Raw genomic sequence first — 24,169 nt, 5'->3', positions numbered from 1 at the left:
ATTATGCCGCCTCTTTTCATTTTTTCCACACATTTCCGCCCCTGACAGGGCTTTCCCTGACAATCGTCAGCAAGTCAATCATTACAAAAATATCGATAATGGAATATCGATATTCCTCTGTTATATTTGTGCAACAGGGTTTTGTGTGATATAATATTGAATATATCAATGCTGAGCCTGTATCTGCGGCGGTCAATGGGGACGGCTGCGGAAGTGACCCGCACAGCAAATCTATTGCAAGGAAGGTATGGACTATGTTTGAAATTCTTGAAAAAAGAAGCCTCAACCCCACTGTTACCCTCATGCGCATAAATGCTCCCAAGGTAGCAAGGAAGGCTGAACCCGGACAGTTCATAATTTTAAGGACAGACGCCGACGGAGAGCGTATCCCCCTCACTATCGCTGATTTCGACCGCGAGAAGGGCTCCGTTACTATCATTTTCCAGATAGTCGGCGCTACTACAGAAAAGCTCAATCACCTCAATGAGGGCGACTGCCTTCAGGACTTCGTCGGTCCCCTCGGCAGAGCTACAGAGACAGAGGGTCTCAAGAAGGTAGCTGTTGTGGGCGGCGGCGTAGGCTGCGCTATCGCTTACCCCGTGGCAAAGAAGCTCCACGAGCTTGGCGTTGAGGTGCATTCAATAGTTGGTTTCAGAAACAAGGACCTGGTTATCCTTGAGGACGAGTTCAAAGCTTCCAGCTCTAAGTTCGTGCTCATGAGCGACGACGGTACAGCAGGCGAGAAGGGTCTGGTCACAGACGCCCTCAAGAAGCTCATCGAAAGCGGCGAAAAGTATGACAGAGTCATCACTATCGGTCCCCTTATCATGATGAAGTTCGTCTGTCGTCTCACCAAGGAGTACGAGATACCCACTGTTGCTTCCATGAACCCCATTATGATAGACGGTACGGGAATGTGCGGCGGCTGCCGCCTTACTGTGGGCGGTCAGACAAAGTTCGCCTGCGTTGACGGTCCCGAATTCGACGGTCATCTCATAGACTTCGACGAGGCTATGGCAAGAGGTGCTATGTATAAGCCCTTCGAGCGCCACGCCTATGAGGAAGCCTGCAATCTGTTCAAGGAGGTAAAGTGATATGCCTAATATGTCGCCTACAAGAAACGAGATGCCTGTACAGGCTCCCGATGTGAGAAACAAGAACTTCAGCGAGGTAGCTCTCGGATATACCGAAGAGCAGGCTATCGACGAGGCTAAGAGATGTCTCGGCTGCAAGAACAAGCCCTGCTCAACAGGCTGCCCCGTACAGATAGATATTCCTGCCTTCATCGCTCAGGTGGCTGAGGGCAATTTCGCAGAGGCTTACAAGATAATCACAAAGTCAAGCTCTCTCCCCGCTGTATGCGGAAGAGTATGTCCTCAGGAGACACAGTGCGAGAGCAAGTGCGTAAGAGGCAAAAAGGGCGAGCCCGTTGCTATCGGCAGACTGGAGCGCTTCGTGGCTGACTGGCACAATGCACAGCCCGAGGCTCCCGTAGAAAAGCCCGCTCCCAACGGTCACAAGGCAGCTGTTATCGGCTCGGGTCCTTCGGGTCTTGCCTGCGCAGGCGACCTTGCAAAGAAGGGCTATGACGTTACCATATTCGAGGCTCTCCACGTTGCAGGAGGAGTTCTCTCCTACGGTATCCCCGAGTTCAGACTTCCCAAGTCCATCGTTCAGAAGGAAATAGGCGGTCTCAAGGCTCTGGGCGTAAAGGTGGAGACAAATACCGTTGTCGGCAAGACCATCTCCGTTGACGAGCTTATGAAGGAGGAGGGCTTCGAGAGCATTTTCATCGGCTCGGGCGCAGGTCTCCCCAGATTTATGAATATCCCCGGCGAGAACCTCAACGGCGTTTACTCCGCTAACGAGTTCCTCACCCGTATCAACCTTATGAAGGCTTATAAGGAAGGCAGCGCTACTCCCATAAAGGCAGGCACAAAGGCTGTTATCGTAGGCGGCGGAAACGTTGCCATGGACGCAGCACGCTGCGCTAAGAGACTGGGCGCTGAGGTATACATCGTATACAGACGTACAGAGGCTGAGCTCCCCGCAAGAGCTGAGGAAGTTGAGCACGCAAAGGAAGAGGGCATCATCTTCAGGTTCCTCACAAATCCCGTTGAGATACAGGCTACTGAGGACGGCTGGGTAAAGAGCGTTCACTGCCAGCAGATGGAGCTCTCAGAGCCCGACGCCTCAGGCAGAGCTAAGCCCGTTCCCATAGAGGGTGCCTTCATCGACATCGACGCTGACTGCGTTATCATGTCTATCGGTACATCACCCAATCCCCTTATCAAGTCCACCACAGAGGGGCTCGATACCCAGAAGTGGGGCGGTATCATCGCTGACGAGGACGGCCTCACCTCCAAGGAGGGCGTTTACGCAGGCGGCGATGCTGTAACAGGCGCTGCTACCGTTATCCTCGCTATGGGAGCCGGCAAGAAGGCTGCCGCAGCTATGGACCAGTATATGCAGAACAAGTGAGCCTTCTCCACGGAGGTATGATATGACCAAGAATATTACCTCACAGACCCTTTCGCGGCTCCCTATGTACTTCAACTACCTGGATTCGCTCCCCGAGGAGCGCAAGAAGGGCAATATCTCCGCTACCGCTATCGCCGAAGCCCTGGGGCTCAACGACGTGCAGGTCAGAAAGGACCTTGCTTCCGTCAGCAGCGGCGGCAGACCAAAGGTGGGCTACTCCACTGCGGAGCTTATCAGCGATATAGGCAGGTTCCTCGGCTTTGAGAACCACGACAGGGTCGTGGTTGCAGGCATGGGCAACTTCGGCAGGGCTATGCTGGAGTACAACGGCTTTGAGGCTTACGGATTTGATATAGTCTGCGGCTTTGACTGCAACGAGAATCGTGTGGGAAGCTCCATAAACGGCAAACCCGTCCGCCATATCGACGAGCTGGAGAGCTTCTGCAAGGAAAACAATATAACTATCGGCATAATCACCGTGCCCGAGACCGCGGCACAGGAGGTCTGTGACCGTATGGCTGAGGCTGGGATACGCTTTATCCTCAACTTCGCCGCAGTACACCTCAACGCTCCCAAGGGCGTTGCGGTACATAACGAGAATATTTCCCTGACCCTTGCAATGCTTGCAAGATGCAGCGGATAATAAGAAAAGGGACTGCGTTGCAGTCCCTTTTATATATTATCTGTTCTTAGGTAAATCTGTATATCTAACACGCCATATAATTTCACTTTTTCCTTTAAACTGCCCCGACAGGATGTTTCGCTTTATTATAAATACACCATCATCTGTTAATTCGTATGTAAAATCAACCTTTGGATTGGTGATGTAATACATCCATGTATTTGAAATTGCAACAGGATCGACAATCTTTCCGTTATTTACGTTATAAACTACTAAATTTCCGTCTACCTGCATATAAAGTGCAAAATTAGTAATAAGGTGTCCTTGCGAATCATATCTCCTTTCTTTTTTTAGATTAGAAAAATCGAAAATAACTCTTTGGGCGTCTGATTTTTTGCAAAAAACAAGTTTACCACTTTCATCAAGCCATATTGTATAATTTTTGTTAAAGCTTCTTAGTATTGGTGTGTCATATTCTTTAAAGACTTGATTACCGTTTTTACTGTTTACTCTTATAGAATAAGGTGCCCCAGCTGCATCTGCAACGATAGCGTTATTGCTTACAGGTAATACGTTCTCTGCGATACCTGTTGCGGGAACTGCTGTGAGAGTGAATGCCATGAGTAATCCGAGGATCTTTGCTTTTTTCATAATAATTCTCCTTTAAAAAAGATTTGATTTATACTAATTGTTTATTACCGTTAATAATAAACAAGAAGTAGCAAGCAAATATATTATGCATCGATTCTTCTTATTTGTCAAGTGTTTTTATGTAAATAGTTAGATATTATGAATATATCGTGCTTTTCAAGGTGTCAGTGTTATGTTAGCCCTACTTATCTAACACACATGAGAGAGCAGAAATTGTGCAGAGACGAAAAAAAATTCCGGAAAAACTCCCTGATCAGCAGCGGCGGATAATATCCGCCCTTTCCTATTGACTTTGCCTGCTATATAGGTTATAATGGTGTTTGCCCCACTTATACCCACTACACTCTCAACGCAGAAAGGAACATACTATGAAAACAAGATCAAAAGCTAAAAAAATCATTATAATTGCTGTAATTTTAATTTTAGGCATAATTGTCGGAATTTTTGCCGCATTCGAGTTCAGGCTCATGAAGGGAGAATATACGGCTGCTTCTGATATAACCAGCGTTTATAAGGTCAATCACGGAAGTCAGTATGTAGTTCTCAGCACGGAGGAGACAGAGCTTCAGCCTATAGCCTGGAAAACCAATGACGGATATAATTATTACAGGAATGTCAGACAGGTCGTAATGTCCAGGTATGATCATGAGTTTCTGGAATTTCTCCGGAATAACGGCTGTTATGAATATGATCGTTCGGGCGCACTGGGATTTTATAAAACAGCTGACGGAAAGCCGTTCACTATAATACTCAACGACCGCACAAGCGATAGTTTCACGTTAATGCCCTTTGCCGTTAATGTTATTGAGGGCATAACGATTGACGATATAACCTAACGATACGGACTGCTTCGGCAGTCCGTTTTTGCTGCGGGCTTGCGTGGGCGGATAGTATCCGCCCCTTCATTATGCCATCAGCCGCTTTATAAGAGGGAACAAACTTCAACAGCCCTATTTTTGCAATTTCCCCAAAATTGTACTGATCGTAAAAGCGAATTTTTATATTGCAATTTGTTGGGATTTATGTTATTATATAAGGTAAGAAGTTGTGCCATGACGTTTCATGGCAAATATATCAACGTACATTTTTCCGTGTACGGGTCAGGAGAATAATATGCCAAAAAGACAGGATATCAACAAGATCATGATTATCGGCTCGGGTCCTATCATAATAGGACAGGCTTGTGAGTTCGACTATTCGGGTACTCAGGCCTGTAAGGCTCTGCGAAAGCTGGGCTATGAGATAGTTCTCGTAAACTCTAACCCCGCTACTATAATGACAGACCCTGATGTTGCGGATATCACCTACATCGAACCCCTTAATCTGGAGAGACTTACCCAGATCATCGAAAAGGAGCACCCCGATGCTCTCCTCCCCAATCTGGGCGGTCAGTCAGGTCTTAACCTCTGCTCAGAGCTGGACAAGGCAGGCGTGCTCAAGAAGTACAACGTTCAGGTAATAGGCGTTCAGGTAGACGCTATCGAGCGCGGTGAGGACCGTATCGAGTTCAAGAACGCTATGAGCGCTCTCGGCATCGGTATGCCCAGGAGCGAGGTAGCCTACTCCGTTGACGAGGCTGTAAAGATAGCCGAAAAGCTGAAATATCCTGTAGTTCTCCGTCCTGCCTACACCATGGGCGGCGCAGGCGGCGGAATGGTATACAATGTAGACGAGCTGAAGGTCGTATGCGCAAGAGGTCTCCAGGCTTCACTGGTAGGACAGGTCCTGGTCGAGGAATGTATCTTCGGCTGGGAGGAGCTTGAGCTTGAGGTAGTACGTGACGCTGAAAACAACAAGATCACAGTATGCTTCATCGAGAACATCGATCCTATCGGCGTTCACACAGGCGATTCCTTCTGCTCCGCACCTATGCTCACCATCCCCGAGGACGTTCAGAAGGAGCTCCAGGAGATGTCATACAGGATCATCGAGTCTATCGAGGTAATAGGCGGCTGTAACTGCCAGTTCGCAAGAGACCCCGAGACAGGACGCATCGTCGTTATCGAGATCAACCCCAGAACTTCACGTTCTTCCGCACTTGCTTCCAAGGCAACAGGCTTCCCCATCGCTCTCGTTTCAGCTATGCTCGCCTGCGGTCTCACACTGAAGGATATCCCCTGCGGCAAGTACGGCTCTCTTGACAAGTACGTTCCCGACGGAGATTATATTGTTATCAAGTTCGCTCGCTGGGCTTTCGAGAAGTTCAAGGGCGCAGAGGACAAGCTTGGCACTCAGATGAAAGCTGTCGGCGAGGTAATGAGCATCGGCAAGACATACAAGGAGGCTTTCCAGAAGGCTATCCGCTCACTGGAAACAGGCAGATACGGTCTCGGCTTTGCAAAGAACTTCAATAATATGACCAAGGAAGAGCTCCTTTCAGAGCTCCGCTTCCCCACCAGCGAGAGACAGTTCGTTATGTACGAGGCTCTCCGCAAGGGCGCAACAGTTGACGAGCTCCACGAGCTCACTAAGATAAAGAAGTACTTCATCGAGCAGATGAAGGAGCTTGTTGACGAGGAGGAGTCTCTCCTTGCTAACAAGGGCTCCGTTCCCGCTGCCGACGCACTGAAGCAGGCTAAGCTGAACGGCTTCTCAGACCGTTACCTCAGCTCACTCCTTGATGTTACCGAGGAGGAGATCAGAAATGCCCGCATGGCTATAGGCGTCAAGGAAGCCTGGGAGGGCGTTCACGTAAGCGGTACAGAGAATGCGGCTTACTACTATTCAACATATCACCTTGACGAGGACAAGAGCCCCGTAAGCACAGAAAAGCCCAAGATCATGATCCTGGGCGGCGGTCCCAACAGAATAGGACAGGGTATCGAATTCGACTACTGCTGTGTTCACGCTGCACTTGCTCTCAAGAAGCTGGGCTTTGAGTCCATCATCGTAAACTGCAACCCCGAGACAGTTTCCACTGACTATGATACATCTGATAAGCTCTATTTCGAGCCCCTTACTCTTGAGGACGTTCTCGCTATCCACGAGAAGGAAAAGCCCGTTGGCGTCATCGCTCAGTTCGGCGGACAGACTCCTCTCAACCTGGCAAACGACCTGAAAAAGTACGGCGTAAATATCCTGGGTACAACTCCCGAGACCATCGACCTTGCTGAGGACAGAGACCACTTCCGCGCTATGATGGAAAAGCTGGGCATTCCTATGCCTGAGGCAGGTATGGCTGTAAACGCTGACGAGGCTATCGCTATCGCAAACAAGATCGGCTATCCTGTTATGGTTCGTCCTTCCTACGTTCTCGGCGGACGCGGAATGGAGATCGTTCACGATGACGAGATGATGAGAGTCTACATGAATGCTGCTGTCGGCGTAACTCCCGACAGACCTATCCTCATCGACCGCTTCCTCAACCACGCTACAGAGTGCGAGGCTGACGCTATCTCAGACGGCACACACTGCTTCGTTCCCTGTGTTATGGAGCATATCGAGCTTGCAGGCGTGCATTCGGGCGACTCCGCTTGTATCCTGCCTTCAAAGAACCTGACAGAGAAGCAGGTAGCTACCATCAAGGAGTACACAAAGAAGATCGCTGTTGAGATGAACGTATGCGGTCTCATGAATATGCAGTACGCTATCGAAGGCGATACAGTATACGTTCTCGAAGCTAATCCCCGTGCATCAAGAACAGTTCCGCTGGTATCAAAGGTATGCGACATCAACATGGTCCGTATTGCAACAGATATAATAACTTCAAAGCTCACAGGCAGACCCTCACCCGTTCCCGGACTCAAGGATAAGCAGATCGGTCACTACGGCGTAAAGGAAGCTGTATTCCCCTTCAATATGTTCCCGGAGGTAGATCCCCTTCTCGGACCTGAGATGCGTTCAACAGGCGAAGTCCTCGGTATTTCTCCTTCCTTCGGCGAGGCTTACTACAAGGCTCAGGAGGCTACAAAGAACAAGCTCCCTCTGGAGGGAACAGTTCTCCTCAGCGTATGCGACAGAGACAAGCCCGAGCTTGTTGACATCGCTAAGTCCTTCAACGACCTCGGCTTCAAGATCATCGCTACAGGCAAGAGCTATGAGATGATAAAGGATGCAGGCATCCCCTGCGAGAAGATCTTCAAGATCTATGAGGGACGTCCCAATATCGCAGACCAGATCGCTAACGGCGAGATACAGATGATAATCAATACCCCCGCAGGCAAGACCAGCGCTCACGATGACAGCTATATCAGAAAAGCTGCTATCAAGCACAGAGTTCCCTATATGACAACTATGGCTGCTGCAAAGGCAAGTGCAGAGGGTATCAAGGCTATAAAGAACAACACACACCTGGGCGTAAAGTCTCTCCAGGCTCATCACGCTGACATCAAGTAAGATACAAAAATGGACAATAATTACAATAACGATCAGAATTATTCGGGAGCGCCCAACAGCGGCGCTGCTCCCGAGCCACAGTACGGAAGCCACAGTTTCACAGGCTCTGCCACAGAGCAGTATGACACTCAGGCTGCACAAGTATATGACCATCAGCAGAGCGCTCCCGACTACGGCAGTGCTCCGGCAAGCGGCAACTATCCTCAGCAGGACAGCCCCAATTACGGCAGCCAGCCCTATGGTGCTCCCGCAAACAACGGCTACCCTCAGCAGGGAGCTCCCAATTACGGCGGTCCTGTCAACGGCGGCTATCCTCAGCAGGGCGGTCCCAACTACGGCGGTCAGCCCATGAACGGCTACGGACAGCCCTACCCTGTACCGAATTTCTACACTCAGGTCAACGATCCCTATTCTGTTCCTCCTCCGGACGACACCGCCGGAAAGGCTGTATACTCACTGGTGATAGGAATAGTATGTATCCTGTTATGGTGCATACCGATCGTCGGACTTGGTCTCGCCATCACCGGTCTGATATTCGGTATCCAGGCGCTCAAAGGAACCAAAAAGGGAATGGCTATAGCAGGTACCATCCTCTCGGCTTTAACAAGTTTAGGCAGCTTGATTTTCAACATTTACTTTATCATGGGGATAATCAAGTAATATAAAGGAGTTTAGTGTTATGGATAATAACTACAACAATGACCCCAACAACTTAAGTGGACAGAATAATGACCCGTATGGACAGAACAGCGGCTACAGCAATGCTCAGCAGAATGACCCCTACGGTCAGAACAGCGGCTACAGCAATGCCCAGCAGAACGCCCCATACGGTCAGAACGGCGGCTACGGCAGCGCTCCCCAGAATAACCAGTACGGACAGAACGGCTACAATGATCCCTATGGTCAGAATCCCTACAACAGCGCTCCCGATTTCTACAGCAATGTAAATCAGGGCTTCGGCGAGGACAACAGCGGAAAGGCTACAGCCTCAATGGTATGCGGTATCATCAGCCTTATACTTTGGTGTATCCCCATCGCAGGTCTTGCCCTTTCTATCGTAGCTATCACTCTCGGAAACAAGTCCAAGGATTCCATCAACGGAGGCAGAGCAAAGGCAGGCTGCATAATGGGATATGTCGGCCTCGGTTTATCTGTAATCAACTGGATCTTAGGAATCGTCCTGAGATTATCCTGACAATAAGCCGACACATAAAGGCGACGCTCGTACAGAAGGTTTACGGGTGATATTGAGGGAAACCCTTTTGAAAAAGGGTTCTCCCTCAAAGCTCACGTTGCTTAACGAAGAAAAAACTATATCAAACTGAATAGGAACAAAGGCGATACTTGTGTTGTGCAGGAATCGCCTTTTTGTTGTTTCCATACGGTTACACTTAATTATATGTGTTGACTTAAAATAGTATCGTGATGAATATAATCTTTAATAATGATATGAAAGCATAACCTTACTGAAAATGAATTGTTGTCCTCCAAAAGTTAGACAATTACTACTGTATACAATGGTGAGCACCAGGCTTGGGCTGACTGCAAAGAAGAAAAGTTGTATTTCCTTGAAAAGATGATGCTCACTGGAGTGATAAGAGTAACCAAATGGAGTGTGTTTACATCCAACTTCTGCATGGAATTGACGAATGAAATGACGATGACGAATAAACAATAAGGAGTGTTATCATGATGATAGCACTCCTTTATTTTTATCTCATTCCGTTATTGTAAAGGTTGTTAAACAAATTGTTCATAGCAACATATCTAGATAACTCGTTAAACAATTGCTGCTGTAGCTGTGGGGATAATTCAGAAAAAGATTGTAATGCCTGCATACAGTCTTTAAAGGCTTTTTGGTAAGGATCTCTAGGTTCTATGTCAGGCTTTAGCATGAAATCATTCATATGGCTATCCTCCTATTTTTTCAATAATCTATTGATGTGATTCAGTATCATCAACTGATCTCCATCATCGAGTTGCTTCATACCTTCAACGGCTTTCTGAATCAGCTCAGGATTGGAAACGCTGTCATCGAAGAACTCCGCAGGTGTAATACCGAAGTAGTCACATATCGCAAACAGTTCCGAAAGCGGCGGAAGCGACTTGCCCGATGAAATATTATAGATATATCCACGGCTATGACCGAGATCATAGCTCATTTGATATTCCGATACTCCCTTTTGCAGCCGAAGCTGAGTAATCCTGTTTCTTACAAAATCGTCTGTCATAGTCAAATCACCTCTTACTACTATAATACAGCAAAAGAAATCAGCTATACTCAAAGGAAATATGTTGTTTGCTCTTGAATAATCTTCTAAAATATGTTATAATCAAGATATATTAGACAGTATGCGTAGAAATATCATTAGAAAGATGGGCAATGACATTTTCAGGTGATAGCTATGGAGATGTATACAGTCAGTTTCTTTGGGCATCGTGAAGTAGAAAGAACGGCAGAGATCGAAAGAAGACTGGAAAAACTCTTGCATGATCTCATCATGCAGAAACAGTATGTAGAGTTTCTGGTCGGTCGGGACGGAGAATTTGATCTCTTGGCGGCATCAGCGATCAGACGAGCTGTCAAGCAATACGGCTGCGGCAATACATCACTGATCCTTGTGCTGCCGTATATGAAAGCCGAGTACCGTGACAACGAGCAGAGCTATCTCAGTTACTATGATGAGGTGGAGATCTGTGCCGAATCATCTGAAGCACACTATAAATCTGCAATACAAGTCCGTAACAGGTGCATGGTTGCTCGTTCTGACCTGGTCGTGTGCTGTATTCAACATAAGAGCGGCGGAGCGTATAAAACGATGCAGTATGCCGAGAAGCATAGAAAAAAGGTTAGGAACTTGGCTGATATGCAACTTTGATTCCAGCATGATTGAAGTTGAGGATCAATCTTTGGAATTCATTTTTATATTGTTTAAACATAGCGAAATGTATTGCTTTTTTACTAAATTTGTGGTATAATACATTATAAAAATTTGTAAATTGTTACGTTTGCAGATTATGAATTGCGATACTAAACTTATGTATTCAGGGGGTAAATATGGAGAACGCATATAAGATGAGGATCACTTGTAATCCCTATACCAAAGAAATTGTCTACGAATGCTATGAAAACGACAGTTTTGTCAATATCAGCGAGCTTTCCGCTGAATACAGCTCAGAACTGATAAATGATAAATTTACAAAAACATCATTCCAGAATCGTGCATATGAGATCGTCGAGCTTCTAAACAAGCATTTTAACCCTGGCAACAAAGGACTTCATATTGATTTCATAGGAAATAAGGACGATTATGATGCTTTAGAAAGTGTCATATCCACATATTTCGCTGATTGTAATATTGTAAGCGAAAAGAATCAGCAGTATTTCAATGAAGCTCCATATGTAATGCAGCAGATTGAAACTCGCTTTGATGATGTTATTTCCACTCTTGAAGATAGTGAGTATATCAAAGACGAGATCGCTGCTGAGATAAGCAAGTACAGAGATACCATAGATGAATCTATCGCTATCTGCGTTACAGGTCTTTGCAGTGCAGGCAAATCGGCATTTATCAACAGCCTTATTGGTTATGAGATACTGCCCAGCTCGTCTGATCCGACAACCGCAAAGATGTTTAAGATCACTTGCAGTGATACATACTCCATATCATTTGAGGTATCTGGGCAAGCTATAACCGTATCATTCAGCAATGATGAGTATACTGTTTCAGATAGCTGTCCGTCTGAGGTCAATGCAGAAATCGGAGCAGTTTTCACAGATGGGAAGGCAGATAATGAAATTAAGAATATGCATCGCTTCCTTGACTGGCTTAACAAGGGCAAACTGCTTACAGAAATAGGCAGGATAGATATAAGTGTACCTTTCAGACAGGTGACTTACTTCGATAGTCACTATCAGTTTGTTATCTATGACACTCCCGGTTCAAATTCCGATAGTAACAAGAAGCATTTTGATATTCTCAGGGAGTCTCTCAGTAAGCAGACCAATGCCCTGCTCATTCTTCTGACTACTCCTGATACAATGGACTACACCGATAACAATAACCTTCTTGCTCTGATTCAGGAAACAGGCAAAGCATTGGATACGTCAAATGCGATCATTGTAGTGAATAAGGGCGATATACTTACGCCAAGCTCATTGTCCGAAAAGCGTGAACGTTATCAGAGTTTGAAGATAACCAAGTGGAAGTCTACGAGGATATTCTTCCTCTCGTCTGTAATTGCTCTTGCAAGTAAGAAAGACGAGCCCGACGATAAATCCGCATGGATAGATGAAGATGCTTTTGATGCTTATGATGACAGATGCCGTAAATTCGCTCGTGGCGATAAGGTGCTGTACAAATATAATATAATTGATAAGAGCAGAGAAGTTGCTCCTGTTGTTGAAGAAGGTGTTGTATCAGATACCACTCTTTTCATCAACAGCGGTCTTGCAAGTATCGAGCATGAGATATCGGATTATGCTCTCAGATATGCACTTTGTAACAAATGCAGCCGTGCTACTGAGTATCTGCAAAGGGCAATCCAGCTTTGTGAGGATAACGTCCGTGAAATAGAGCGTCAGCGTGACGATGAACTTATCTCCACACAAACACTCTTTGAAGATAAACAGCGTACACTTGCTGAATCGTTGGATAATAAGCAAAGCTTGACTGCGAGTGGAAGGTCTGTTGAGTTTAGACAGACTATTGGTCAGAGCTTTGACGGTTTCAAGGCTCAGAATGGACTTGTATATAAAAATTTCCTGCAAATCCGTAAGCTAAGCATCTATTCCGAGTTTGAACAGGAATGGAAGAACATTTCCGCTTTGAAAGAACAGCAAGGCTTTGACATGGAAGAAGCGCTCCGCAGAATGGAGAGCAAGGTAAGATACAGATATAATGCACTTCTTAACGCATTTTCTTCTATCGCCAACGCTCTTATCGGATCATTCTGGGAAAATGCTACCGAGACATTCAAGGCTGATTGTAAGGGGATTATTACCGACAGTGATGTTCTTAATGATGAGCAGAAGGCTATTATGAACTCTATATTGCTTAACATGGAGAACATGACAAGAGCAGTTGTTGAATTTGATCTGCGCTCTATCCACGCTGTAAAGCGCACATTCTTCGGCAAGGATAAATATGATAATGGAACTTGCTGTAAGAACCTTGTTCAGACGCTTGATGATGTTGTTATGCAGGAAATCGAGCGTGTAAGCAGTAATAACAGCAGATATTTTGAAGAATGGAGCAAAGCACTTGTTGCAAGCATCAAGACAAAGCTCTGTACATTCAATACCGATCTTCATGATTGGGAAGTAAAGATCGGAGAGCTTAACCAGATCATCGAAGAAAAGAAAAAGCATCTTAAATTACTTGAAGATACGAAAGACTATGTTTGCCGTCTGTTAGAAATACAGGCAGAGTAAGCGGTTCATAGAAATGGGGGTATACTATGGCTATATTGGCAACTATCAAAAGCGGAGCAGGTAAAATAGCAGGAAAAGTCGCAAACAAAGGCGGTAATATTGTCGCAAAGGCTTCGGGACTAAGCTCTGCACAGCTTGAAAAGATAGAGGAAAAGCGTAATGCTTATCTCATGGAAAAGCCTGAGACCGATCCCGAAAGCATCGAAAGACTGTTAGGCTCGTATGCCATTGAAGCCTATGAAGCGTATCTCCCTCAGCTTTCAGAGCTTTACAAACCGATGTTTATCGGTGAAGCTGATGATGAGAGAAGTCTTGATAACCGTATCCGATATTTTGAAGTAACAAAGTGGGTCACCGATCCGACCGAGGACAATCTTGATAAGCTGACGAATATGTATCATGTGCTCTCAGAGGAAAACTGCAATATCGCACTCATCTTTAATCGCCGAGTTAGCGGTACTACGGTTTATTTCGCAGTTGTCAACAATAGCGAAAAGGATACTCCTCATATCGCTGATATGTTTGGAAAGCGACTTGAATCGTCCTTGTTGGGTAACTTTGCCGGCGCAGAGATCAAGAAGCTGCCGCATGACAAGCTGAATGCAGGCGTTATTCCTGTTTTAAAGGACATAAAAAAGTCCTCAGTCGCTATCGTGTCCAATATAGCGTCTGAGAAGTCAGAAAAGTTTATAAGTCAAAGTATGGAGAAGCTCATTGACGGTATTGTTCCGAGCAGTGAACTTGAAGAATATACTATTGTTCTTCTTGCAACACCCGTAAAAGAGCAGCTTGAAAGGAAAAATGCTCTCAGCGAGCTGTATTCAAAGTTAGCGCCATTCTCAACGTGGTCAACTACATTCACGCTTTCAGAGACCACAGCAGTAGGTTCATCGGCAACATTCGGAGCAAATCTCGGCGGTTCAGCAGGCAGACAGATAGGAGATACTACTACCGCAGGCACAAACAGTTCAAGAGGAACGACTGTCAGCGATAGTACAGCACATACGGATTCATCTACTGATAGCACAACAGACGGTACAAACAGTAGTACCTCGTCTGGTACAAGTGATACCACTAATCAGTCGACAAGTCAAGGAACAAGTACTAATACCAGTACAGCCAACATGACAGGAGAGAATACTTCTGTTACCGATACTGATTCAGCAACAGGAAATGTAAGTATTACTCCTTTTGGTATAGGCGGCTCGGGAAGTACGAGCAATAGCACTGCAAATCAAACAGGTACAAGCAGTAGCACTACCAATACGACTGGTTCAGGTACATCGACTACCAATACCAGTGGATCAGGTCATACGATAACCCAAACCGCTACCCAGGGACTGTCTCACGCTGAAACTGCGGCTAAAGGTCTTGCTGATACAGTCACAAAGGGCAAATCTATTACCGATACGATAGGCAGAATGGCATCTAATGCCCATAGCATAGCCACAAATATAGGTATGAACTTCGGCGTTAACTTCTCCCGTTCTTCTAATGTTACGGTTCTTATGGGCAAAAATGATGCCCTCACTCAAAATTTCATAAACTATGATGTTAAGAATACACTTGAGCTTATTGAGAAGCAGATAAAGCGTGTGGAGCAGAGTACGGCACTCGGTATGTGGGATTTCTCTGCCTACTTTATGTCTGAAAGTCCTATAATCGCCAATAATACTGCTCATATGTATCTTGCCTTAACACAAGGCGAGAATTCGTATTTATCACAGTCTGCCGTAAATCTTTGGGAGTACCGTGAGGAACGGAAAGACGATATAGCCAACATCATGGAATTTATCAGGAGATTACAGCATCCGGAATTTGAACTTGATATAACTCCTGATGATCCGTCGTTCGATCCGGATTGGCTAATGTATCCACCTCATGTTAATGCTACAGTATCGCTTACGGGCAGAGAACTTGCATATTCGCTGAATCTGCCTAAAAAGTCGGTAAGTGGTCTGCCTGTACTTGAAAGCGTTGCATTTGGCAGAGAAGTTCAGAAGTTTACACCGCCAAGTGAGAAAGCGCCCAAAACTCTCATTGCAGGCAATGTATATCATATGCGTAAAGAGGATAAGAATATCCGTGTCAAACTCGATATGGACAGCCTTTGCGCTCATACATTCATAACAGGCTCAACAGGAACAGGTAAGTCAAATTTTATATATAATTTGCTTGAACAGATATATGAGGAGGACAAGCATTTTCTTGTTATCGAGCCTGCAAAGGGCGAATACAAGAATGTTCTCGGTGGATTTGATGATGTCAGCGTATACGGAACCAATCCTATGTACACCGAGCTTCTGCATATAAATCCTTTCTCGTTCCCGAAGCATATCAATGTTTTGGAACATATTGACCGCCTTGTTGAGATTTTCAACGCCTGCTGGCCAATGTATGCAGCTATGCCTGCTGTGCTGAAAGATGCTATAGAGAGAGTATACAAGGATAAAGGCTGGATATTCTCGAATCCTGCATATTACAGTGATGAGTTCCCGACATTCGCTGATTTGATAAAGGTGTTACCCGAAATAATGAGCGAATCTCTGTATTCCGCAGATACCAAGAGTGACTATTCGGGAGCGTTGATAACAAGAGTAAAATCCTTGACGAACGGTATCAACGGTGAGATATTCTGCTCTACTAAGGAGATAAGCAACAAAGCTCTCTTTGACAAGAATGTTATTGTTGATATAAGCAGAGTAGGTTCTGTTGAGACCAAATCGCTTATTATGGGCATTCTTATCATGAAGTTGCAGGAATACCGTATGCAGCCCGATAAGATGAATGAAAGCTTACAACATATTACTGTATTGGAGGAAGCTCACAATCTCCTCAGACGAACTTCCTTTGCTCAGGCACAGGAATCATCAAATTTACAGGGCAAGTCTGTTGAGATGCTCACAAATGCGATTGCAGAGATGCGTACATACGGTGAAGGCTTTATCATTGCAGATCAAGCTCCCGATATGCTTGATGAAGCAGTTATCCGCAACACAAATACCAAGATCATTTTCCGACTTCCCGATGAACATGATTGTGAGCTTGTCGGAAAGTCGATAGCATTGAATGATGTTCAGATCAAGGAACTTGCGAAACTGCCTGCATTCGTTGCAGTTATTCATCAGAACGATTGGATAGAAGCGGTATTATGCAAGTCTGAAAAATACGATAAAGAGCGTAAATATGCTTTCAACAAGAAAGAGAGCAATATATCTGCTTATCATCTTATGCTGAATATTTACGGCATTTCCGAAAAAATAGCTTTGTCTGATGAAGAAAAAACAGAAGTACTTGATTGGATAAACAGGCTTGAAAACGGCGATAACACAAAGCGTATCCTCCGTAAAGGACTTGCAGATGAATCGCTTACCGAGGAAGAAAAGCTAATTGTTGCTTATAATGTATTCGGCGGACATAGAACCGCAATGCTTCTCAGAAACGCTGAAAACAACGAAGTCGGTCTCATCCGTGTACGTCGGTCTATTGGAAGTGTATTCTCGCTTGACAGCGATGATAAGCTGATAGATACAGTTCAGCAGTATATCTGCATTGCTATTAACAGTGAGGAAACTTGTGCGGATATTGCTCGCAGATACCAATATTTCGGAATGAATGGGGGTATCATGTAATGATGAACATGAAAGATGTATCATCTGATGTTAATCCTGCAAAGGTTTCAGAAATCAAGCCAGTTGAAGTTCCAAAAGAGATAGGCGAAAATAAGAATAGTTATACCGATGCTCCAAAAGAAATCGGCGAGAACTCTGCTAAGGCACAGGATATACCACAAGAAATCGGAGAAAATAACGATTTACAGCCTAATACTGTTTTTGAAGTTGACGGTAAAAAGCACTATACCGATGATAACGGCGAAGTATATCGTGTCGATAATGATCTTGTAGCAGATAATACCTATGAAATCAATGGTTATAAGTATGAAACGGATGATCAGGGGCGAATAGTCTCTGCTGAGGGAAAGTTGCAGTTGAAAAACCATGAGGGATATAAAACAATCCCTCAAAGCACTACATTATCTGAAATTGGGAAGGGCGATGAAAAGGCAACAGATGATCGTGGACATCCAATTGGAGATAGGTTTAATGGAAAAGGGGATATTGGTAACTTAGTCCCTCAAGACAGTACATTAAATCGTGGCGAATATAATAAATTTGAAGATTCTCTTGCCAAAGAAGTTGCAAAAGGAAATGAAGTTTATATGAAAGTCGAAATGGATTATCCCGGCAAGTCATATCGTCCTGACAGCTTTATAGTAAGCTATTCTATTAACGGAGAAGAATTTGTCAAGGTATTCTCCAATGATCCAAGAGGTGAAGTGAAATGAAAGATATTCCATATCAGAGCATATTCAATACATTGCAGGAGGTATTGCCCGATGATTGGCATAAGGTAGTGTTCTACGCTCAATATGGCGAAAGCAGTTACAGCATGAAGTACTTTGTTGACACAGGTGACGGACAGTTTACTGACTGCTTTAAGATTAAAGATATTCCTAAGCGAGATATAATAAAGGCATTTGCTGTTATCGATAGTCAGATAATGCCTATTCGTAAGGAATTGAGCAAGAAGGATACATGGTATGTTATGACGCTTGTCGTTGACGATGAAGGCAATTTCAAGGCTGATTATGAGTATGATGATATTTCAGAAGACACTATTGGATATTATCAGCGTTGGAAGGAAACGTATCTTAAATAAGTGAGTAGTTATCATTATTACACTTCATAGATTGGTTTTCAACATAGGCTCTAAAGTTAATTCAAATATATAATCATATTACGGAAGAATAGCCAAAAGACGGTATAGAAAAGAAAGGAGAAATAAAAATGGGATGCTGTTATGAACGTGAATTTGAAATAAGAAATATAGCAGAATATCTCGAAGCAATACACACAATAAATGATTCGAGATTAGGTGAGTTTTATTATAGGGGGCAAAGCAACGAAGATTATAAATTGTTACCACATATATGCCGCGAAATAAAAGGAAGTGATAAAAAATACTTAGAACTTGAAAAAGAAATAGTATCAGAATCACTTCTTAAATACACAAATGTTTTTTGTAATTATACAAGTAATATTGAATTATTGACACAGTTGCAGCATTATGGAGTACCTACGAGATTATTGGATGTTACTTCTAATCCACTTGTAGCATTATATTTTGCTTGTTCTTCTAAACAAGATAAAAATGGGGAAGTATTTGTTTTCAAAATGGATGCGATTAACCCATATGATTATGAAGGTATTGAGGCATTATCGTCAATAGGATTTAAAAATCATCAATATCCGCTTGATTTTGATGAATACTTAGAAGAATCAGGTGTAAAATTAAAATTATCTGTTAATATGCATACAAGTAACTATGAGCAAATAATGTGTACTGCAATGCAACCTATTTTAATAAAAACTAAATCATTTTTTGAGCGCCAACGCGCTCAATCAGGATACTATATATTGTTTGTTAATTATTTGGGATATGGAGAACATCCAATCAAATCTGGATTTTCAAGTCAAAACGGATATTATTTCGAAGATAGAATAGATGAAATTGATAAAGGCAGCAGTCCATTTATCACTAATATAATAAAAATACCTAATTCATGCAAAAAAGAGATATGTTTGCAGTTGAAATCATTGAATATTGATGTATCAACACTTTTCCCAGAAGATATAGACAGAGGATGTAAGATGCTTGTTGACGATATTTGTGAACGCAGTTTAAAAGAAATAGTTACTCTATAATTTTTTAGGTAATTGCCTTCCATTTTATATGCTCTCTCAGTCGAGGGAGCTTTTCATTTATCATGATAAGAATTTTGTGCGCAATGCACATTGAGGACCTACCTCAAAAATCGAACATTTGTGCAACCGAACAAAGTTTCTTGAACGGCCTTGACAGAACTTACGTTCTATGTTATTATGATAATGTCCCTTAATGGGATAGCAGCTTGAAAATTGAATATCAACACATCAGTGTGCAGCAAGACCGGTGCCGGCAAAAACCGACAAGCCGCGAGCTTCCGTACGCCAGGACCTCGAAAGAGCGAGCGATAAATACGTGAAGGCGGTAGGAGAGACTCAGCGAGTCGTGTCAAGGAAGACCAACAGAACTTAGCTGAGTACCTTGGAACTCCCAATTCCAGTTTTGTAGGCTACCGAGCAGTAATTCAACAGCTCGTATTATGTATCCAACGAAACTGCCCATGAGGGCTCCCCACCCGCTCCTATTATGGCAATGACAGCTGGCTTGCGCGCCCATCCGCACGTGCGGCTCTGACTCCGTAAGGACAGAGAGACAAAGAGCTATGTGAAGGTTGAGGACGACCTTCGGCTGATGTGTTCCCGGCTTCGGAGGGTGCAGACGATAGTCTGTAGGAGAATATCAGAAGCCTCGGAATGAGGAAAACGTCATGGCGCACAGTCATGATAAGGTACCTCCACGGGGGTACGAACCGTCACTTATGATGGTTCAATTGTTAGATGTTTAGTTTACAAAAATGGTGATCAAGGGGCTAACTATGTCATTTTGCAGACTATCGTTCTCGTATTAAAGTTGATAAAGGCAGAGTAATGCGAAGGCATCACTCTGCCTTTTTATATTGTCAAAAAATATATTTAAAGCGCACAGTGGTTCGTCACGGACTACTGTGCGCTTTTTTGTTTGTCTCGGGGGTGATGAAAATGAATTTACCATACGCATAAAAACCGAAGCTGAAAGGAGAGATCATATGAAAAAACTTGAAACTATGAGCTGTGAAGAACTTATGACAACACTGATGAGACCTATGGAATTCCTCGTTGACGGTCTTATCTCGCAGGGATTGTTTATCCTTGCAGGCAATCAGAAGGTCGGCAAGTCGTGGCTGGCTCTCGACATCTGCCTCAGTATCGCCAAGGGAGAAACGGTACTCGGGCGCGAAACTATACAGGGAACTGCGCTCTATCTTTGCCTCGAGGACAGCTACATCAGAATGCAGAACCGTGTCTATGAGCTGACCGACGAGCCGACTGACAAGCTGTACTTTTCCCTGCTCGCCAATACGATTGGCAACGGACTTGAAGAGCAGATACGTGACTTCAAAAGAGAACACAATGATTTGAAAATCGTAGTCATTGACACACTTCAAAAGGTTCGCTCAGGCGACGAGCAGACCTACGCTTCCGACTACCGCGAGATGAGTGTGCTGAAAGATCTTGCTGCCGGACTCGGTATTGCGATACTGCTCGTTCATCACCTTCGCAAGTGCAGGGATAGCGACCCGTTCAAAATGATATCAGGTACAAGTGGAATAACTGGCTGCGCTGACGGCAGCTTTGTTCTCAAACGTGAGGACAGGTCTCAGCCGTATGCAACGCTGAGTGCGATCGGTCGTGACATTGAAGCCTGCGACATAGCACTGAAAATGGTCGGCAGCCGCTGGACTGTTACCGCTCCGCCAGTGCAGAAGCAACCAGACATATTTGCTTTCGTCCTGCACGACTTTATGGTTGAAAAAAATGAAATGACCACGACCGCAACCGAGTTGAGTGATGAACTTGAAAAGCACTTTCACCTGACTATCCCCTGCAATATGATATCGAAAAAGCTTATGCAGCATGGTGTTGAGCTCGAGGGCTACGGTGTTCGTTTTCGTATCGAGCGTAGTCACGGCAAGCGCAAGCTCAGACTGTACTATGACCGTTCGGGTGACAGCGGTGACGGCAGAATAATGTGGGGAGACAACAATTGCCCAGCCGGCACCCAAGAGCCTGCAAACATCTTAGATACGTCATCTGAGCTGGGTGACGGCTTGGAAAAGGGTGACGGCAAAAGCGTTTCGGGTGACGGCTCGGAGTACGCAATAGTAGACGGTATGCCTATGCCGATAACGCGCGTGAACATCAACGATGTCATTCAGCAGTGTGCCGAGCGTCTCAGAGCAAAGATAGCTGCCGAACGCGGAATAGTCGTCCCCGAGTTCAAACTCACGCCGTGAGCCGATTTGTGCCGCCAGTACACAGAAATTGGACAGTTACCCCACCGCTCCCGTTGAACGCGGTTGTCGCGCAACGTAGAGCGAGTTTGGCAGCATATCCGCTGAGAACAGAAGCAGCGGCGAGTGACAAAAAGTCTTCCATTTTGGGAAGGCAAGCATCGCATGCGGCATTCCGCCTGCCGCTGAAAACGGGAGGCCCCGAGCCCCTTTGTGGTTTGCAGGAAAAAGGCTGGCGTCAAAGCGCCTGCCAGATCACATCGGACGGGCAAAGCCCGCCGAATATTCGGCACTTACGCATCAGAAAGAAAGGAGTCATTTTTGTAAAAACCTGTAATTACAGGAGTCAATTTTTTAGAAAAAGCCAACTAATGGCTGTGTTACGGGAAATATGAAAGGTGTCAGGAGGGAGTTTCAGCAAAAATATTCGTAATTGATCGTGTGACATGAAAGGAGTTCAAATGAAAGAGAATAAACATGAAGAAAAGCTTTACGTTGACAAAACAATGATCGTCGACGGTCAGAAGTTTGAAGTAAGTCTCGTGTTCATGTCTCCGGAAAGTGAACACGAAACAGTCGCAGATAAGATAAAGCACCTCATAAACGGTGAGAAAATAAGCTGAAAAAATTCTGGACTTTAGAGCCGAGTGGTGATATACTGTGTGTGTATCCTATTCGGTTTGATTCCAGAACGAATGCGTTCGGAACAGGAGGTTTGCATGAGAGGATCAAACACGGAACAGATAACAGCGCTGTACTGCCGCCTCAGTCAGGAGGACTTGCGTGCAGGAGAGTCGCTGTCAATTGAGAATCAAAGAATGATGTTGAAGGACTACGCCGACAAGAACGGTTTCAGAAACTGTCAGTATTACATCGACGACGGTTACAGCGGAGTAAGCAGCAACCGTCCCGACTATCAGAGAATGCTCAGCGATGTTGAGAACGGACTTATCGGAACAGTTATTGTCAAAGATCAAAGTCGTCTTTCAAGAAACTATCTTGAAGCAGGTCGTCTAATGGAGTTGGTGTTTCCTGCATACGATGTGCGTTTCATTGCAGTTACGGACGGCGTGGATAGCGCGAAAGGTATCAATGAAATGTCTGGCATAAAGAACCTGTTTAATGATTTTTACGCTCGCGACTGTTCGCGCAAGATACGTGCAGTTCAGCGGGCAAAGGGTGAACGCGGTGAGCGTGTCGGAACGACAACTCCCTTCGGCTACATGAAGGACGAGAACAAGCACTTGATACCTGATCCCGAGACTGCATCAATAGTCAAACGTATATTTGAAATGAGCGCTGAGGGCAAAGGCGTACGCAAGATATGCGATATACTTACCGCAGAGAAAGTTCTTACTCCAAGTGCGTATGCGGCCAAAAGAGCAGGAAAGCAGAAAACTAAATCACCGTATCGCTGGTGTCTTAAAACCGTCAGGGAAATGCTAAAGAATCGTATCTACTGCGGCGACACGGTCAACTTCAGCACCTATACTAAGTCCAACAAGCTGAAAAAGACGCTGAAGAACGAGCCCGAGAATATGCTTATCTTCGAGAACACTCATGAAGCTCTAATCAGCCGAAAGCTGTTCGATGTGGTACAGAAGCGCTATGAGGGCAGGAAGAAATCCGATAAGTTTGGCGAGACGGATAAGTTTGCAGGGTACCTCTACTGCGCGGAATGCGGTTCAAAGCTGTACCTTCACAGAGCGAGAACGCTCGATCCCGCTAAAAATAATTATATGTGCGGAGGCTACCAAAGCCGCGTCACGGATTGCACTTCGCATTACATCAGGGAGAAGGCACTCGACGCTATCGTGCTGAGATACTTAAATCGTGTAGTCGCATTGGCAAGAGACCATGCAGAAGAGTTTCACAGAATGTCGCTTGAAAACGGTGAAGCTGAGGCTCAGAAACAGCTTAAAGAGAATGAAAAACTGCGCAGCGAGTACGAAACAAAAATAACCCAACTCGATAATGCGATTCAGCTTCTCTACATGGACAGATCCAATGGTAAGATAACAGATGATCGATATGATACCCTTTCAGCCAGCTTCGAGAAAGAGCAGAGTGAGATAAAAGACAAGCTTTCAGCTCTTGATTCAAAGGACGATAAGATGAAGCTGCGCGAGAAATGTATCAATGACTTCATCAGCAGCGCCAAGCAGTTCACCAAGATAACGAAGCTGACTCCTGAGATACTGCGAGCCTTTGTAAAGCGAATAGAGGTCTACGAAAAGGAAGTCAAGCATTCAAGGACCTGCGGCAATCGTATCGTCATCTATCTCACAGTCGCTCCCGACAAGCCAATTATGGTCGACAAGACTGAAACTAAGTCAGGCGAATTACTTTTAAATCAAGTATAACACAAAAATCTCCGAGGGACTTTCCCTCGGAGACATCATACATATTAATTGTTCGTTAAGGAACGTGGAGAAAACTCCTTTCCTAAAACTTTTAGCATTAAATTTAGCCCCAGAAGGGCGCTCCTGGTAATATTACCGATTATTACATTTATATGGAACGCCCTTCTGGGGCTAAATTCAGTTATAAAGTCTTTGGAAAAGGGGGTCGGGGAAAGAACCTTTCCTCAGAAAGGTTTGTCCCCGATAATTACCTATAAACTTCTATATAAGCACCGCCCTTAAGTGTC

At 44.8% G+C, this 24,169-nt stretch carries 19 protein-coding genes; 16 read left to right on the top strand and 3 right to left on the bottom strand.

Annotation, left to right across the window (positions count from 1 at the left end; genetic code table 11):
* Positions 1 to 254 precede the first annotated feature (254 nt).
* From T488_RS0115745 to T488_RS0115735, 3 genes are read left to right on the top strand one after another with little or no spacing between them, the layout of a single operon-like run.
* Positions 255 to 1,094 (top strand): sulfide/dihydroorotate dehydrogenase-like FAD/NAD-binding protein, encoded by an 840-nt coding sequence (locus tag T488_RS0115745; RefSeq protein WP_028521640.1) that lies wholly within the window; start codon positions 255 to 257, stop codon positions 1,092 to 1,094.
* Between the two features lies 1 nt (position 1,095).
* Positions 1,096 to 2,481 carry an NADPH-dependent glutamate synthase gene (gene gltA / locus T488_RS0115740; protein ID WP_028521639.1) on the top strand — a complete coding sequence of 462 codons (1,386 nt, stop codon included), beginning with the start codon at positions 1,096 to 1,098 and terminating at the stop codon, positions 2,479 to 2,481.
* A gap of 22 nt (positions 2,482 to 2,503) precedes the next feature.
* Positions 2,504 to 3,124: a redox-sensing transcriptional repressor Rex gene (locus tag T488_RS0115735; RefSeq protein ID WP_028521638.1), complete on the top strand. Its 621-nt coding sequence runs from the start codon at positions 2,504 to 2,506 to the stop codon at positions 3,122 to 3,124.
* A 36-nt stretch (positions 3,125 to 3,160) separates the two neighbouring features.
* Here the strand turns inward: T488_RS0115735 and T488_RS0115730 are convergent, their stop codons facing one another.
* Positions 3,161 to 3,754, bottom strand: a complete 594-nt coding sequence (locus T488_RS0115730) for a hypothetical protein (RefSeq protein WP_028521637.1) — start codon at positions 3,752 to 3,754, stop codon at positions 3,161 to 3,163.
* Between the two features lie 467 nt (positions 3,755 to 4,221).
* Between T488_RS0115730 and T488_RS0115725 the strand changes: the two genes are divergently transcribed.
* From T488_RS0115725 to T488_RS0115710, 4 genes are all read left to right on the top strand, one after another.
* Positions 4,222 to 4,590, top strand: a complete 369-nt coding sequence (locus T488_RS0115725) for a hypothetical protein (protein WP_196243337.1) — start codon at positions 4,222 to 4,224, stop codon at positions 4,588 to 4,590.
* A gap of 277 nt (positions 4,591 to 4,867) precedes the next feature.
* A complete protein-coding gene (carB, locus tag T488_RS0115720; RefSeq protein WP_028521635.1) occupies positions 4,868 to 8,089 on the top strand; it encodes a carbamoyl-phosphate synthase large subunit in 3,222 nt (1,073 codons plus the stop codon).
* Between the two features lie 9 nt (positions 8,090 to 8,098).
* Positions 8,099 to 8,749 (top strand): DUF4190 domain-containing protein, encoded by a 651-nt coding sequence (locus T488_RS0115715; protein WP_028521634.1) that lies wholly within the window; start codon positions 8,099 to 8,101, stop codon positions 8,747 to 8,749.
* Positions 8,750 to 8,768: 19 nt separating this feature from the next.
* The gene (locus tag T488_RS0115710; protein ID WP_028521633.1) at positions 8,769 to 9,284 is read left to right on the top strand and encodes a DUF4190 domain-containing protein; all 516 of its coding nucleotides are present in this window, start codon (positions 8,769 to 8,771) and stop codon (positions 9,282 to 9,284) included.
* Positions 9,285 to 9,801: 517 nt separating this feature from the next.
* Here the strand turns inward: T488_RS0115710 and T488_RS0115705 are convergent.
* Positions 9,802 to 9,996: a hypothetical protein gene (locus T488_RS0115705; protein WP_028521632.1), complete on the bottom strand. Its 195-nt coding sequence runs from the start codon at positions 9,994 to 9,996 to the stop codon at positions 9,802 to 9,804.
* A gap of 12 nt (positions 9,997 to 10,008) precedes the next feature.
* Complete coding sequence (locus T488_RS0115700; protein ID WP_028521631.1) at positions 10,009 to 10,320, bottom strand: helix-turn-helix domain-containing protein; 312 nt, start codon at positions 10,318 to 10,320, stop codon at positions 10,009 to 10,011.
* 174 nt (positions 10,321 to 10,494) lie between these two features.
* Here T488_RS0115700 and T488_RS0115695 point away from each other — a divergent pair, with 174 nt between their 5' ends.
* From T488_RS0115695 to T488_RS0115655, 9 genes are all read left to right on the top strand, one after another.
* The gene (locus T488_RS0115695; RefSeq protein WP_028521630.1) at positions 10,495 to 10,968 is read left to right on the top strand and encodes a hypothetical protein; all 474 of its coding nucleotides are present in this window, start codon (positions 10,495 to 10,497) and stop codon (positions 10,966 to 10,968) included.
* A gap of 179 nt (positions 10,969 to 11,147) precedes the next feature.
* On the top strand, positions 11,148 to 13,523 hold the full coding sequence (locus T488_RS0115690) for a dynamin family protein (protein ID WP_028521629.1): 2,376 nt from the start codon (positions 11,148 to 11,150) through the stop codon (positions 13,521 to 13,523).
* Positions 13,524 to 13,549: 26 nt separating this feature from the next.
* Positions 13,550 to 17,155 (top strand): helicase HerA domain-containing protein, encoded by a 3,606-nt coding sequence (locus T488_RS18320; protein ID WP_051536523.1) that lies wholly within the window; start codon positions 13,550 to 13,552, stop codon positions 17,153 to 17,155.
* Positions 17,155 to 17,868 carry a DNA/RNA non-specific endonuclease gene (locus T488_RS18315; RefSeq protein ID WP_051536522.1) on the top strand — a complete coding sequence of 238 codons (714 nt, stop codon included), beginning with the start codon at positions 17,155 to 17,157 and terminating at the stop codon, positions 17,866 to 17,868. The genes T488_RS18320 and T488_RS18315 overlap by 1 nt, the downstream gene beginning before the upstream one ends.
* Entirely contained in the window at positions 17,865 to 18,242 is a 378-nt protein-coding gene (locus T488_RS0115675; protein ID WP_028521628.1) for an immunity protein YezG family protein, read from the top strand. The genes T488_RS18315 and T488_RS0115675 overlap by 4 nt, the downstream gene beginning before the upstream one ends.
* Before the next feature lie 128 nt (positions 18,243 to 18,370).
* Complete coding sequence (locus T488_RS0115670) at positions 18,371 to 19,288, top strand: FRG domain-containing protein (protein WP_028521627.1); 918 nt, start codon at positions 18,371 to 18,373, stop codon at positions 19,286 to 19,288.
* A gap of 986 nt (positions 19,289 to 20,274) precedes the next feature.
* On the top strand, positions 20,275 to 21,522 hold the full coding sequence (locus tag T488_RS0115665; protein ID WP_028521626.1) for an AAA family ATPase: 1,248 nt from the start codon (positions 20,275 to 20,277) through the stop codon (positions 21,520 to 21,522).
* 458 nt (positions 21,523 to 21,980) lie between these two features.
* On the top strand, positions 21,981 to 22,142 hold the full coding sequence (locus tag T488_RS19730; RefSeq protein ID WP_155267239.1) for a hypothetical protein: 162 nt from the start codon (positions 21,981 to 21,983) through the stop codon (positions 22,140 to 22,142).
* A 96-nt stretch (positions 22,143 to 22,238) separates the two neighbouring features.
* Complete coding sequence (locus T488_RS0115655; protein ID WP_028521625.1) at positions 22,239 to 23,882, top strand: recombinase family protein; 1,644 nt, start codon at positions 22,239 to 22,241, stop codon at positions 23,880 to 23,882.
* Positions 23,883 to 24,169 lie beyond the last annotated feature (287 nt).

This window comes from Ruminococcus flavefaciens ND2009 (assembly GCF_000621785.1).
Lineage (GTDB): Bacteria > Bacillota > Clostridia > Oscillospirales > Ruminococcaceae > Ruminococcus > Ruminococcus flavefaciens_C.
This window is presented reverse-complemented; position numbering and strand designations above follow the sequence as displayed.

Coding starts and splice junctions, on each gene's coding strand:
- T488_RS0115745 (WP_028521640.1), top strand. CDS start 255: ATGTTTGAAATTCTTGAAAAAAGAAGCCTCAACCCCACTGTTACCCTC.
- gltA (WP_028521639.1), top strand. CDS start 1,096: ATGCCTAATATGTCGCCTACAAGAAACGAGATGCCTGTACAGGCTCCC.
- T488_RS0115735 (WP_028521638.1), top strand. CDS start 2,504: ATGACCAAGAATATTACCTCACAGACCCTTTCGCGGCTCCCTATGTAC.
- T488_RS0115730 (WP_028521637.1), bottom strand. CDS start 3,754: ATGAAAAAAGCAAAGATCCTCGGATTACTCATGGCATTCACTCTCACA.
- T488_RS0115725 (WP_196243337.1), top strand. CDS start 4,222: ATGAAGGGAGAATATACGGCTGCTTCTGATATAACCAGCGTTTATAAG.
- carB (WP_028521635.1), top strand. CDS start 4,868: ATGCCAAAAAGACAGGATATCAACAAGATCATGATTATCGGCTCGGGT.
- T488_RS0115715 (WP_028521634.1), top strand. CDS start 8,099: ATGGACAATAATTACAATAACGATCAGAATTATTCGGGAGCGCCCAAC.
- T488_RS0115710 (WP_028521633.1), top strand. CDS start 8,769: ATGGATAATAACTACAACAATGACCCCAACAACTTAAGTGGACAGAAT.
- T488_RS0115705 (WP_028521632.1), bottom strand. CDS start 9,996: ATGAATGATTTCATGCTAAAGCCTGACATAGAACCTAGAGATCCTTAC.
- T488_RS0115700 (WP_028521631.1), bottom strand. CDS start 10,320: ATGACAGACGATTTTGTAAGAAACAGGATTACTCAGCTTCGGCTGCAA.
- T488_RS0115695 (WP_028521630.1), top strand. CDS start 10,495: ATGGAGATGTATACAGTCAGTTTCTTTGGGCATCGTGAAGTAGAAAGA.
- T488_RS0115690 (WP_028521629.1), top strand. CDS start 11,148: ATGGAGAACGCATATAAGATGAGGATCACTTGTAATCCCTATACCAAA.
- T488_RS18320 (WP_051536523.1), top strand. CDS start 13,550: ATGGCTATATTGGCAACTATCAAAAGCGGAGCAGGTAAAATAGCAGGA.
- T488_RS18315 (WP_051536522.1), top strand. CDS start 17,155: ATGATGAACATGAAAGATGTATCATCTGATGTTAATCCTGCAAAGGTT.
- T488_RS0115675 (WP_028521628.1), top strand. CDS start 17,865: ATGAAAGATATTCCATATCAGAGCATATTCAATACATTGCAGGAGGTA.
- T488_RS0115670 (WP_028521627.1), top strand. CDS start 18,371: ATGGGATGCTGTTATGAACGTGAATTTGAAATAAGAAATATAGCAGAA.
- T488_RS0115665 (WP_028521626.1), top strand. CDS start 20,275: ATGAAAAAACTTGAAACTATGAGCTGTGAAGAACTTATGACAACACTG.
- T488_RS19730 (WP_155267239.1), top strand. CDS start 21,981: ATGAAAGAGAATAAACATGAAGAAAAGCTTTACGTTGACAAAACAATG.
- T488_RS0115655 (WP_028521625.1), top strand. CDS start 22,239: ATGAGAGGATCAAACACGGAACAGATAACAGCGCTGTACTGCCGCCTC.